This is a genomic window from Xanthobacter luteus (assembly GCF_040049235.1).
GTDB lineage: Bacteria > Pseudomonadota > Alphaproteobacteria > Rhizobiales > Xanthobacteraceae > Xanthobacter.
On record NZ_JBDZDO010000001.1, the window covers coordinates 560,096 to 572,156 of the forward strand.

Below are 12,061 nucleotides of genomic sequence, written 5' to 3' on the forward strand. Positions count from 1 at the left end.
GTCCATCGAAAAAAACGGAAGGGAACCAAGCCATGAAGACCAGTTTCGGCCCACGCGCCCGCGGCGCCGCCCTCGCCGGCCTTCTGGCCGGCGCCCTGGCGCTCGCAGCGCCAGCCCTCGCGCAGGAGACGGTCTCCGGCGCGGGCGGCCTCGCCCCGCCCTCCAACGGCTCGTTCCTGGTGCCGATCATCCAGAAGCGCGGGCTCGACAAGAAATACGGGCTCGACTTCGACATCAAGCTCTACCCCAATCCCGGCATCCTCTATTCGGACTTCGCCGCCGGCCGCTCCACCCACGTCTTCGGGGCGCTGTTCTCGGGGGCGAACTTCTACACCCGCGGCATGCCGGTGCAGCTGCTGTTCACCATCTCCACCGCCAACCACGCTTTCGTCTCGAAAAGCCCGGACATCACCAAGCCAGCCGACCTCAAGGGCAAGACGGTGGCGGCCACCACCTCGTCCGGCTTCTACGGCATGGCCTCGTTCTTCCTGAAGCAGAACGACCTCGACCCGCGCAAGAACATCAATGTGGTCGATGCCGCGCCCTCGGCGGTGCAGACCATGCTGCTCGCCGACCGGGCGGATGCCGGCCTGCTGTTCGACCCGGCGCTGTCCTCGACGCTGATCAAGGGCTTCCACCTGGTGGGCGACATGAACGCCTCGATCCGGGACGCGCTCGGCATGGCCCCGACCGCGCCGGTCTGGTATCTCGGCGCCTTCGCCCACAAGGCCTGGATCGACGCCAACCCCGACAAGGTGCTCGCCACCTTGAAGATGTGGCAGGAGGCCGCCGACTTCTACAACAAGAATCCGGAAGAAGCCGACAAGATCATCTCCGAGTTCACCAAGGTGCCGGTGGAGGCGCTCCAGGAGAGCCGGAAGCTCAAGATCACCACCTTCGTCATCGAGCCGGCGATCGACCAGAAGGACAATCTCGACGCCCTGTTCAAGGGCTTCAAGGAAGCGGGCTTCCTCACCGCCATTCCCGACGCAGGCGTCTACTACGCCTGGCCCAAGAAGTAGCGGCGGGCCGGGTGGCCCGCAGCGGCGGGCCACCCTGATCCCGCGAAAGAATGGAGGATCGCCCCATGTCCGACATCGCAGTCGCGGCCCCCGCGCCGAGCCGCCTCCGGCGCGGCGCCGTGCGGGTCCTGAAGGCCGTCGCGCCGTTCGCGGTGCTCGCCCTCGCCTGGCAGACCGCCTCGCTGTTCTTCCCGCCGATCCTGTTCCCGAGCCTCGGCGACATCGCGAAGAACATCCTTGCCATCCTCACCACCTGGGACATGCTCTCCCAGGGGCTCATCACCTTCGCGCGCATGCTGTTCGCGGTGATGCTGTCGCTCGTCATCGGCGTGCCCATCGGCCTCGCCATGGGATTGTGGCGCGGGGCGGACGATTTCCTGCGGCCGATCATCAAGTTCATCATGGGCGTGCCGGCCCTGAACTGGGTCATCATCGTCGTGATCTGGTTCTCCAACGTGGAGCTGCGCATCGCCTTCGTGCTGGTGATGCTGTGCGTGCCGGTCACGGTGTTCTGCGTCTATGACGGGGTGCGCTCCATCGACCGCAAGCTCACCGACATGGTGCTCTCGTTCGGCGCCAGCCGCGCGCAATACATCCGCCTGCTTTTGTGGCCGTTCGTGAAGTCGTTCGCCTTCACCGCCACCAAGCTCAACATCGGCAATGCGGTGCGCACCGTGATCGTGGCCGAGCTCGTGGGTGCGCCGTTCGGCATCGGCCGCGAACTCGACCTCGCCAAGAACGTGTTCGACATGGCCATGGTGCTCGCCTGGACCCTCATCATGGTCGCGGTGGCGATCATGATGACCCACGGCGTCGAGGCCCTCGAACGCTTCGTGCTGCGCTGGCGCGGCGACCACCACGACCGCGCGTGAGGCACGCCATGACCGCTCAATCCCCCGTGAAGATCCGCATCGAGAAGGCCAAGAAGTCCTTCATCCAGAAGAGCGGCGGCGCCGTGGAGGCGATCCGCGAGCTGACCTTCGACGTGGCCGACAACGAATATGTCGCCATTGTCGGCCCCACCGGCGCCGGCAAGTCGGTGCTGTTCGACTGCCTGCTGGGCCTGAAGAGCCTGGACAGCGGGCGCATCACCATCGACGGCGAGCCGGTGGAGAAGTTCATCCGCAAGAAGGGGCGCATCGCCCGCATCTTCCAGGAGGACCGCCTGCTGCCCTGGCTCACCGCCACCGACAACGTGGCGCTCGGCCTGCAGATCCAGGGCGTGCCGGAGGCGGAGCGGCGCGAGCGGGCGCGCGAATGGCTGCGGGCGGTCGGCCTCGGCCCGTTCACCGAGGCGCTGCCGAGCGAGATGTCCGGCGGCATGCGCCAACGCACCAACATCGCCCGCGCCTTCGCCACCGGGCCGGAGATCATCCTGCTCGACGAGGCGTTCAGCGCCCTCGACGAGATCACCGCCATGCGCTTGCGTTCCGATTTCCGGGCGCTGGCCCGCCGGCAGAAGATGACGTTTCTTATCGTCACCCACGCCATCGACGAGGCGATCTATCTGGGCACGCGGATTCTCGTGTTCGGCGCGCCGGCGCGCCTCGTCCACGAGGTCGCGGTGCCCGAGGGCGCGAGCGAGAACCAGGCCGAGGTGGACCGCATCCGCGCCGAGATCCGCCACTGGATCTCGGTGTCCGGGCGCGACGCGTCGACGGCCGCCTGAAAGGAAGAGGTGAGATGGAAGAGCGGGTCTTCATCGCCGGCGCGGGGCCGGTGGGCATGGTGGCGGCGGCCGAGCTGCTGCGGCGGGGCGTGCCGGTGACGGTGTTCGAGGGCGAGAGCGCGCTGGCCACCGAGTCGCGCGCCTCCACCTTCCATCCTCCGACGCTCGACATGCTGGACGAGCTGGGCGCCGCCGGGGAGCTGATCGCCGAAGGCCTGATCGCGCCGCGCTTCCAATACCGGCGCACCGGCGGCGAAGTGATCGCCGACTTCGACTTCGCCGCCATCGCCGACGCCACGCGCCACCCCTACCGGCTGCAATCCGAGCAGTTCAAGCTCACCCGTATCCTGCTGGCGAAGCTCGAAGGCACGCCGGGCTTCGAGATCGCGTTCAACCGCCGCGTGGTGGGCCTCTCGCAGGATGCCGACGGCGTGACGGTGGAGATCGCCCGCGAGGGCGGCTCGGTGGAGACGCGGCGCGGGCGCTTCCTGATCGGCGCCGACGGCGCGCGCTCGCAGGTGCGCCATGCGCTCAACGTCGAGTTCGAGGGCTTCACCTGGCCCGAGCGCTTTCTGGTGCTCTCGACGCCGTTCGACTTCTATTCGGTGATGCCCAATCTCGACGCGGTGTCCTACGTCGCCGATCCGGAGCTGTGGCACTTCCTGCTGAAGGTGCCGGACCTGTGGCGGGTGATGTTCCCGGTCCACCCGGACATGAGTGACCAGGACGCGGTATCGGCCGCCTTCGGCCAGTCGCTGCTGAAGCGCGCCTGCCCGCAGGGACCGCTGACCTTCGAGATCGCCCACGCCACGCTCTACCGGGTGCACCAGCGCGTGGCGAAGAGCTATCGCGTGGGCCGCGCCTTCCTCGCCGGCGACGCCGCCCACATCAACAATCCGCTCGGCGGCATGGGCATGAACGGCGGCATCCACGACGCGGTCAGCCTCTCCCAGCGCCTCGCCAAGGTGTGGCACAAGGAGGCAAGCGAGGCCGAGCTCGACCGCTACGACCTCCAGCGCCGGCAGGTGACGGTGGAATATGTGCAGACGCAGACGATCCAGAACAAGCGCAACCTGGAGGCCGCAAGCCCCGAGGACCAGGCGCGCTTCACGCAGCAGATGCGCCGCGTCAAGGATGACCCGGCCGCCATGCGGGACTATCTGATGCGGGTGTCCATGTTCGCGAGCCTGAAGCGCGCGTCGGAGCTGGGATGATGCAAAGCGAGAGTGCGCGGGACCTGATGCCGCTCGACGCGGGCGAGGACCGCGAGGGCGCCGTCCCGCCGCGCTCGCTGCGCGACGAGGCCTATGAAACCATCAAGCGGCGCATCATCATGTGCGCCTTCCGCCCCGGCGAGGCGCTCAGCGAGGCGGCGGTCTCCGCCAGCCTCGGCCTGGGCCGCACGCCGGTGCGCCAGGCGTTCGACCGCCTGATGCGCGACGGCCTCGTGGAGGTGCTGCCGCGCAAGGGCATCATCGTGCGCCCCATCTCCCATGACGAGGTGCGCGACATGGTGGACGTGCGCCTCGTGAACGAAGGCTTCTGCGCCCGCCTCGCCGCCGAACGCGCCACCCCGCGGGTGATCGAGGCGCTGGTGGACAATGTGCGCCAGGGCAAGGCGGCGGCCGCGACGCGCGATGTCGACACGCTGATGGCGCTCGACCGGGATTTCCACGCCACCATCTCCGCCGCGGCGCGCAACCTGGTGCTGGGCGAAATCTTGCGCAACCTGCACGAGCATGCGCAGCGGGTCTGGTTCGTGTCGCTGCGCGCCCATGAGCACCACCGCCGCGTGGTGGACGAGCACGCGGCCATCGTCGACGCGTTGCGCGCCGGCGATCCGGACCAGGCGGAGGCGGCGACGCGGGCGCACATCCTGTCGTTCGCCGACAACCTGACACGCCAGCTCTAGCGACCGAACCGGGGCGCGCTTCCTGAGGGGTGGATCGTGCTCTGAAGGCCGCGCGGCGCAGGATGGTCGCGCCGCGCCCGTCCCGGTGGCGCTCGGTCCCGGCCGGGGCACGCCGGCGGCGCCGGCCGAGGCGGCCGGCCAGCGGTGCCGGGCAGCGGCGCGAAGCCGCGCGGGCAAGCCGGTGCCCCGGGCCTCACTGGCTGATCGGGTAGATGCCGTGCAGCACCTCGTCGAAATGGTTCTCGATGGCGATGGAGCATCCGCAGGCGGCCTGCTTCAGGCGCTTCTTGTTCTTCAGGACGATGACGCCGCGCCGCATCTCGACCAGCCCCTCCTCGCGCAAAGCGTGCAGCGTCCGGTTGACGAAGCTGCGGCCGACCCCGAGCAGCGCGGCAAAATCCTCCTGGGTCATCGCCAGTTCGTTGCTGCCGGTACGTTCCGACGCCGACAGCAGCCACTTGCAGGCGCGCTGGCGGATGGTGTGCCGGGCGTTGCAGGCGGCGGTCTGGAACAGCTGCGCGAACAGGCAGTCGGAATAGCGCGCGAACCAGTGGCGCAGATGGAGGGAATCGATCTTCGCCTGCTCGAGCGCCGAGGTGCGGATGCGCAGGAAGCGGCCGGCGCTGCGCACCTGGGCGGTGGCGAAGGCGGGAATGCGTCCGTTCGAGACGACGCCGCCCACCGCGCCCTCCCAGCCGATGATCGCGACCTCCATGAGGTCGCCAGGCTCGGACGACACGCAGAAGGACGCGAGCGCCGCGCCGCAGGGAAACCACGTGTGCACCACGTCTTCCCCTGCCGGCTGAAGAATCGCCCCGTTCTCGAAGTCGAAGGCGTGCAGATGGGGCAATAGGCGCGTGCGGTCGTTCTCGCTGAGCACTGCCAGCAGGCGGTTGCCGCGCACATCGTCCGGTGACGCAAGTAGCATGGGGGGTCTCCTGCCGTGCCATGTGCTCTGGAGCCGGAGCGCGTCAGGTTCAGGGCCCTGACGTTCCATTTCAGAACAGAGACTGCCCATCGTTTCAATGGCTTAAGGCGAAATCGGAGCAGATCGCGATGATCTGCCCGTTGAGCGGATCCTTCGCCTGCGTTCAGAAAACGCGCCCCCTCGGGGCGGACTTCCTCCTGCCGCCGCACGATCCGGACCCGATTCAAGCAGGTCGAAACAATTTGCTGCGTAAATTGCCCTCCAACCTCAGGAAAGAAAACACGTTATCCGATCAGCTCGGAATGCGGGCCGATCCCCGCGTGCTCTAGTGCACAGACGCCCGAGGGGCGCGTGTGTTACTCGAACACATATGTCCGTACAACTCCATACGTTTCCACCAGTTCCGACCGACGGCGAGAGGCGGCGCTCGCGTCTTCGCGCGGCGACGCGGTCGGCCCACGCTCAGGTCGACCGCACCATCCTTTCGCTGGTCGGGCGCGGGCGCGCCGGTTATGCCGACTATCTCGCCGCGTCCCTCGCCGCCCGTCAGCGCCTCGAGGCACCCGCTTTCGCTGCGGGCTCGCCCGTGGCCCGCTTTCTGGCCGCCGTGCGCCAGGATCTGGTGGCGGACCTCGCGGCATGCGCGGCGGCATCGGGCGCGGCGCCCCGGGCGCTCGCCCCAGCCGAGGCGCTGGAGCCGACGGACCATGCGGCCCTGTGGGGCATCGGCTATGTGCTGGCCGGCTCCTGCCTCGGCGCGGCGCATCTGATGCGGCACGCCGCGCCGCTCGGGGTCTCGGCCGATTTCGGCGCGCGCCATCTGGCGCGCCAGGCGGCGGCGGCCCGGCTCTGGCCGGCCTTCCTCGAGGCGCTCGCCGCGGCCCCCTTCACCCCCCGCGACGAGGCCCGCTGCATCGAGGCCGCGCTCGCGGCCTTCTCGGTCTACGACAGGGCGCTTGCCGCCGGACGAAGCGATTGACCGTGGCGGAGCACGTCAACCTCTCCAATTGCGACCGCGAGCCGATCCATATCCTCGGCGCGGTGCAGCGGTTCGGCTTCCTGGTGGCGCTCGACCCCGACTGGGTTGTGGCGCACGCCTCGGAAAACGTGGCGGAACATCTCGGGCGGCCCGCGGCCGACCTGCTCGGAACCGCGGCGGAGGACATCTTCGACCACGGCGCAATCCACACACTGCGCAACATGGCGGCGATGCTGTTCGGCCCGGACGCGGTGGAGCGCGGGCGTCTCGACCGGCTGACGCCGTCCGGCGGCGCGATGAACGTCGCCGTGCATGTCTCCGACGGGCTGTTCGTCATCGAGGGCGAACCCGCGCCCGGCGGGCGCGGCGACCCGACCTCGGTGGTGCGCGCCATGGTCTCGCGGGTGCGGGCGACGCCCTCGCTCGCGGGGTTTCTCGACGAGGCGACTCGCCAGGTGCGGGGGCTCACCGGCTTCGACCGCGTGATGGCCTACCGCTTCGATGCGGACGGCGCCGGCGAGGTGGTGGCCGAGGCGCGGCGCGGCGGCGTCGACAGCTTCCTCGGCCTCAATTATCCCGCCTCCGATATCCCCGCCCAGGCGCGCGCGCTCTACTTGCGCAACACCTTCCGGGTGATCGCGGACGTCGGCGAGACGCCGGCGCTGATCCTGCCGCGGTTTGACCCCGGCGGACGTCCCCTCGACCTGTCGCTCTCCTTCCTGCGCGCGGTGTCCCCCATCCACATCGAGTATCTGCGGAACATGGGGGTGGCGGCGTCGCTCTCCATCTCGATCCTGGTGGAGGGGCGGCTCTGGGGGCTGTTCGCGTGCCACCACTACACGCCGCGCCGCCCGACGGCGACGGAGCGCACCGCCGCCGAGCTGTTCGGCTCCATGTTCTCGCTGATGCTCGAGAGCCGGCTGCGGGCCGAAGAGGCGAATTACGAGGCGAGGGCCCGCGGCATCGCCGAGCGGCTGGTCTCCGCCATCGCGCGTGACCCGGGCACCATGGCTGACGCCGCGCGGTTCGGCAGCATCGTGGCCGAGGCCATTCCCAGCGAGGGGGTCGCCATCGCGGCGGACGGCCGGATCACCTTGTCGGGGCTGACGCCGGATGAGGGGCAGTTCCGCGGCATCGTCGCGTTCCTGCGCCGTTCGGCCGCGCGCCAGATCTTCACCACCGACCGCATCGCCGCCCACCTTCCGGAAGCGACCGCCTATGCCGCGAAGGCGGCGGGCATGCTCGCCATTCCCATCTCCCGGGCGCCGCAGGATTATCTCGTGCTCTTCCGCACCGAGCGGTTGCGCGCGGTGCGCTGGGCCGGCAATCCGGAAAAGCCGGTGGAGCTCGGGCCGAACGGCGAGCGGCTGACGCCGCGCCGGAGCTTTGCGGAATGGTCGCAGCTGGTGAAGGGTGCGGCGCTGCCTTTCACCGCCGCCGAAACGCGCATCGCGCAGTCCTTGCGCGTCGCGCTGCTCGAGGTGGTGCTGCGGCTCTCCGACGCGACGGCGGAGGAGCAGCGCAAGGCGCGCGAGCGCCAGACCCTGCTGATCGCGGAGCTGAACCACCGGGTCCGCAACATCCTCGCACTCATTCGCGGCCTCGTGGTGCAGACGCGCCAGAACACGCCCGATCCGGTGGACATGATGGAGACGCTCGATTTGAGGGTCCAGGCGCTGGCGCGCGCGCACGACCAGATCACCGCCGATCCACTCGCCACGGCGAGACTGTCGAACCTCGTCGCGACCGAGGCCGGTGCCTTCCTCGGCGCGGCGCAGGACCGCGTGCGGCTGGAGGGCCCCGACGTCCGGCTCGCGCCCGACGCCTTCACCGTCGTCGCCCTGGTGGTGCACGAGCTCGTCACGAACGCCGCCAAATACGGCGCGCTGTCGTCGGGCGGCGCCGTTTCGGTGCGCTGGCGCGTGGAGGGGGACGGCAGCCTGCGCCTAAAATGGCGGGAGACCGGCGGGCCGCCGGTGGCGGCGCCGAAGCGGCGCGGCTTCGGCTCGACGATCATCGAGAGATCCATTCCCCACGAGCTCGGTGGGACCGCCGAGGTACGCTACCGCGTCTCGGGCCTCGAGGTGGATCTTCTGGTGCCGGCGACCTACGTCTCGGAGGCGGAGGTGCACCTCGCGGCGGCCACGCCCCGCGCGCCGGCGCGCCAGGAGAGCCCGTTCAAGGACCGGACCGTGCTGGTCGTGGAGGACAACCTGATCATCGCGCTCGGCTGCGAGGCGACGTTGCGCGAGCTCGGCGCCAAAGAGGTGCTGCTGGTCAGCTCGGTCGCCGACGCGCGGGCCCACATCGCCGGGCACCGGGTGGACCTCGCGCTGCTGGACTTCAATCTCGGCCGCGAGACCAGCCTGCCCCTGGCGCGCGAGCTGAAGGCGCGCGCCGTGCCCGTCATCTTCACCTCGGGCTACGGCGCGTCCCTGGACCTGCCGCAGGACCAGCGCAGCGCGCCGGTGGTGGTGAAGCCCTACACCGCCGACGATCTGGTCCGGGGCGCGCTGCAGGCCGGCGGCAAGTGATCGCCGGCCCGCAGGCCGATCAGAGGGAGGCCCGGGAGGCCCGGGCGAACCCTCTTCATGCGTTATTTTATAATGGCTTGGCGTGGTACAGGTGGGTGGGCTCGAACCACCGACCTCCGGTTCCACAGACCGGCGCTCTAACCAACTGAGCTACACCTGCAAAGCTCGCCACTGCGGGGGCGGCAAAGCGAGCGCGGAACCTACGCGGGGCAAGGACCCATTTCAAGGATTTTTCGGCGCTTGCGCCCGGGGAATTTCGCCCTAGCTTGCAGCCCCGATCCGGCACCGCGGCGGCCGGGACAGGGAAAGGGCGGGCCACATGAGCGATACGGAGCGGGCGCCAGTGCGGGCCATCGCCGCCAAGTCGGCGCCGGCGAGGGCCAAATCGTCCAGCTATCCCGAGCCCTTCTTCTCGCGCATGACCAAGCGGGAGAAGCGCCCGCTGGGCGACCTCTTCGGCTTGAGCAATTTCGGGGTGAATCTCACCACCCTCGCCCCGGGCGGCGAATCGGCGCTGCTCCATCGCCATTCCCGGCAGGACGAGTTCGTCTATATCCTCGAGGGGGAGCCGACGCTGGTGACCGATGATGGGGAGATGGTGCTCTCTGCCGGCATGTGCGCCGGCTTCCCCGCGCGGGGGACGGCGCATCAGCTGGTGAACCGCACGGACAAGGCTGTGGTCTATCTGGAGATCGGCGACCGCACTGCGGGCGATGAAGGCGAATATCCCGTCGACGATATCAAGGCGGTGCTCGGCCCCGACGGCAAATGGATGTTCACCCACAAGGATGGCCGCCCCTATTAGGGCACGGGCCGCAAAGCGTGCCCAGGGGCGGCCCCGGGCACGGGCGCGCGGCCCGTGCTCGGGGCTTCGCGCTCATTCCGCCGCGGGCGGCGGGGCGACCTCCGGCGCGGGGGCATAGATCTTCCCGCCGCCGTCGCGGAACTTCTGCGCCATCTGCGCCATGCCGGAGGCGGCGAGGTTGTCGGCCTCGGCGCGGGCGATGTCGCCGGCTTCCACCTTCAGCTCCTGCGAGATCTTCATGGAGCAGAATTTCGGCCCGCACATGGAGCAGAAGTGCGCCACCTTCGCGCCTTCGGCCGGCAGGGTCTCGTCGTGGAACCGCTCGGCCGTCTCCGGGTCCAGCGAGAGCGCGAACTGGTCGCGCCAGCGGAACGAGAAGCGCGCCCGCGAGAGCGCATCGTCGCGGATGCGCGCCGCCGGGTGGCCCTTGGCGAGGTCGGCGGCGTGGGCGGCGATCTTGTAGGAGATCACGCCGGTCTTCACGTCGTCCCGGTCCGGCAGGCCGAGATGCTCCTTCGGCGTCACGTAGCAGAGCATCGCCGTGCCGAACCAGCCGATCATCGCCGCGCCGATGGCCGAGGAGATGTGGTCGTAGCCGGGGGAGATGTCGGTCACCAGCGGGCCGAGGGTGTAGAACGGCGCCTCGTGGCAGACCTTGAGCTGCTTTTCCACGTTCTCGCGGATGAGGTGCAGCGGCACGTGGCCGGGGCCCTCGATCATCACCTGGCAATCATGCTTCCAGGCGATCTCGGTGAGCTCGCCCAAAGTCTCCAGCTCGGCGAACTGGGCGGCGTCGTTGGCGTCCGCGATGGAGCCGGGACGAAGACCGTCGCCGAGCGAGAAGGAGACGTCATACTGGGCGAGAATGGCGCAAAGCTCCTCGAAATTCTCGTAGAGGAAGCTCTCCTTGTGGTGCGCGAGGCACCATTTGGCCATGATCGACCCGCCGCGCGAGACGATGCCCGTCACCCGGTTCGCGGTGAGGGGAACATAAGGCAGCCGCACGCCGGCATGGACCGTCACATAGTCCACGCCCTGCTCGCACTGCTCGATCACGGTGTCGCGGAAGATCTCCCAGGTGAGTTCCTCGGCGACGCCGCCCACCTTCTCCAGCGCCTGGTAGATCGGCACCGTGCCGATGGGGACGGGCGAATTGCGCATGATCCATTCGCGGATGGTGTGGATGTTCTTGCCGGTGGAGAGGTCCATCACCGTGTCGGCGCCCCAGCGGATCGCCCAGACCAGCTTGTCCACTTCTTCGGCGACGCCGGACGTGACTGCGGAATTGCCGATATTGGCGTTGATCTTGACCAGGAAGTTCCGGCCGATCGCCATCGGCTCGGTCTCGGGATGGTTGATGTTGGCGGGGATGATGGCCCGCCCCCGCGCCACTTCCTGGCGCACGAATTCGGGGGTGATGTCCTCGGGGATCGCCGCCCCGAGGCCCATGGCCCGGTGGTTGGGATGGGCGCCGCCATTGGCGCGGGCGAGGTTCTCGCGCGCCGCCACATATTCCATCTCGGCGGTGATGATGCCGGCGCGCGCATAGGCCATCTGGGTGGGGCGCTTGCCCGGCTTGGCGCGCAAGGGCCTGCGGCCGGTGAGGTCGAACTGCGGCAGGGACGAGGACTGGCCGTCCTTGAGGCCATTGTCCTCGGGCTTCACCTGCCGGCCGGCCACCTCTTCCACGTCGCCGCGCTCGCGGATCCAGGCCGCGCGCAATTGGGGCAGGCCGCGGGTAAGGTCGATCACCGCACTGGGGTCGGTATAGGGGCCGGAGGTGTCGTAGACCTTCAGCGGCCTCTCGCTCGGGTCCGAGAGCGCGATCTCGCGCATCGCCACCCGCACGTCCGGGCGGGCCGCGCCGACGAAGACCTTGCGGGAGGCCGCGAGCGGGCCGGTGGTGACCTTCAGGGACGAGGTCGAGCTTTCGTCGAGCATGCGGATCTCCTTCAAGCTTGCGCTTCCAGCGAGATCCGGGATTCGAGCTTCAGGAGACGGCGCGCGGCGGAACGAGACGTCCGCAGCCACGGGGTTCCGATCCCTTCGCCGGTATGACCCGGATCAGGTTCGAAGGGTCAGCGCGGTGTCCCCCGGCCATGACGGCCGTCGGACGTTGCGAAATCTCAGCCCCTTCCGGGGCCCCCCTTGGAACGGATCGAGTGTGAGGTATACCAAAGGCCAATGTCAACGCTGCGGCGCACAAAGCCGG

The 12,061-nt window shown here is 69.1% G+C and carries 10 protein-coding genes, 1 tRNA gene and 1 riboswitch; of the genes, 8 read left to right on the plus strand and 3 right to left on the minus strand.

Annotation, left to right across the window (positions count from 1 at the left end):
• Positions 1–32: 32 nt before the first annotated feature.
• The 5 genes from ABLE88_RS02770 (at position 33) to ABLE88_RS02790 (ending at position 4,603) form a co-directional block, all read left to right on the plus strand.
• Entirely contained in the window at positions 33–1,022 is a 990-nt protein-coding gene (locus ABLE88_RS02770; protein WP_348829903.1) for an ABC transporter substrate-binding protein, read from the plus strand.
• 65 nt (positions 1,023–1,087) lie between these two features.
• Positions 1,088–1,894, plus strand: coding sequence for an ABC transporter permease (locus tag ABLE88_RS02775; RefSeq protein WP_348829904.1), 807 nt, complete (start codon positions 1,088–1,090; stop codon positions 1,892–1,894).
• An 8-nt stretch (positions 1,895–1,902) separates the two neighbouring features.
• Positions 1,903–2,691: an ABC transporter ATP-binding protein gene (locus tag ABLE88_RS02780; RefSeq protein ID WP_348829905.1), complete on the plus strand. Its 789-nt coding sequence runs from the start codon at positions 1,903–1,905 to the stop codon at positions 2,689–2,691.
• A gap of 14 nt (positions 2,692–2,705) precedes the next feature.
• Positions 2,706–3,905, plus strand: coding sequence for an FAD-dependent oxidoreductase (locus tag ABLE88_RS02785; protein WP_348829906.1), 1,200 nt, complete (start codon positions 2,706–2,708; stop codon positions 3,903–3,905).
• Entirely contained in the window at positions 3,902–4,603 is a 702-nt protein-coding gene (locus ABLE88_RS02790; RefSeq protein ID WP_348829907.1) for a GntR family transcriptional regulator, read from the plus strand. The genes ABLE88_RS02785 and ABLE88_RS02790 overlap by 4 nt, the downstream gene beginning before the upstream one ends.
• A 193-nt stretch (positions 4,604–4,796) precedes the next feature.
• Here ABLE88_RS02790 and ABLE88_RS02795 read toward each other — a convergent pair whose 3' ends face one another.
• Positions 4,797–5,531, minus strand: a complete 735-nt coding sequence (locus tag ABLE88_RS02795) for a Crp/Fnr family transcriptional regulator (protein WP_348829908.1) — start codon at positions 5,529–5,531, stop codon at positions 4,797–4,799.
• 370 nt (positions 5,532–5,901) lie between these two features.
• On the opposite strand from ABLE88_RS02795, the gene ABLE88_RS02800 reads away from it, so the two are divergent.
• The gene (locus tag ABLE88_RS02800; RefSeq protein ID WP_348829909.1) at positions 5,902–6,510 is read left to right on the plus strand and encodes a biliverdin-producing heme oxygenase; all 609 of its coding nucleotides are present in this window, start codon (positions 5,902–5,904) and stop codon (positions 6,508–6,510) included.
• A 2-nt stretch (positions 6,511–6,512) separates the two neighbouring features.
• A complete protein-coding gene (locus tag ABLE88_RS02805; protein WP_348829910.1) occupies positions 6,513–9,044 on the plus strand; it encodes an HWE histidine kinase domain-containing protein in 2,532 nt (843 codons plus the stop codon).
• An 83-nt stretch (positions 9,045–9,127) separates the two neighbouring features.
• Here ABLE88_RS02805 and ABLE88_RS02810 read toward each other — a convergent pair.
• Positions 9,128–9,204, minus strand: a tRNA-His gene (locus ABLE88_RS02810).
• 159 nt (positions 9,205–9,363) lie between these two features.
• Between ABLE88_RS02810 and ABLE88_RS02815 the strand changes: the two genes are divergently transcribed.
• The gene (locus tag ABLE88_RS02815) at positions 9,364–9,849 is read left to right on the plus strand and encodes a cupin domain-containing protein (protein ID WP_348829911.1); all 486 of its coding nucleotides are present in this window, start codon (positions 9,364–9,366) and stop codon (positions 9,847–9,849) included.
• A gap of 72 nt (positions 9,850–9,921) precedes the next feature.
• Here ABLE88_RS02815 and thiC read toward each other — a convergent pair whose 3' ends face one another.
• Positions 9,922–11,790, minus strand: coding sequence for a phosphomethylpyrimidine synthase ThiC (gene thiC, locus ABLE88_RS02820; RefSeq protein ID WP_348829912.1), 1,869 nt, complete (start codon positions 11,788–11,790; stop codon positions 9,922–9,924).
• Positions 11,791–11,873: 83 nt separating this feature from the next.
• Positions 11,874–12,008, minus strand: a riboswitch (TPP riboswitch).
• Positions 12,009–12,061: the final 53 nt, after the last annotated feature.

Bases quoted from the DNA above. Each gene is read 5' to 3' on its own strand.
- ABLE88_RS02780 (WP_348829905.1), top strand. From the start codon at position 1,903: ATGACCGCTCAATCCCCCGTGAAGATCCGCATCGAGAAGGCCAAGAAG.
- ABLE88_RS02775 (WP_348829904.1), top strand. From the start codon at position 1,088: ATGTCCGACATCGCAGTCGCGGCCCCCGCGCCGAGCCGCCTCCGGCGC.
- ABLE88_RS02770 (WP_348829903.1), top strand. From the start codon at position 33: ATGAAGACCAGTTTCGGCCCACGCGCCCGCGGCGCCGCCCTCGCCGGC.
- ABLE88_RS02795 (WP_348829908.1), bottom strand. From the start codon at position 5,531: ATGCTACTTGCGTCACCGGACGATGTGCGCGGCAACCGCCTGCTGGCA.
- thiC (WP_348829912.1), bottom strand. From the start codon at position 11,790: ATGCTCGACGAAAGCTCGACCTCGTCCCTGAAGGTCACCACCGGCCCG.
- ABLE88_RS02785 (WP_348829906.1), top strand. From the start codon at position 2,706: ATGGAAGAGCGGGTCTTCATCGCCGGCGCGGGGCCGGTGGGCATGGTG.
- ABLE88_RS02800 (WP_348829909.1), top strand. From the start codon at position 5,902: ATGTCCGTACAACTCCATACGTTTCCACCAGTTCCGACCGACGGCGAG.
- ABLE88_RS02815 (WP_348829911.1), top strand. From the start codon at position 9,364: ATGAGCGATACGGAGCGGGCGCCAGTGCGGGCCATCGCCGCCAAGTCG.
- ABLE88_RS02790 (WP_348829907.1), top strand. From the start codon at position 3,902: ATGATGCAAAGCGAGAGTGCGCGGGACCTGATGCCGCTCGACGCGGGC.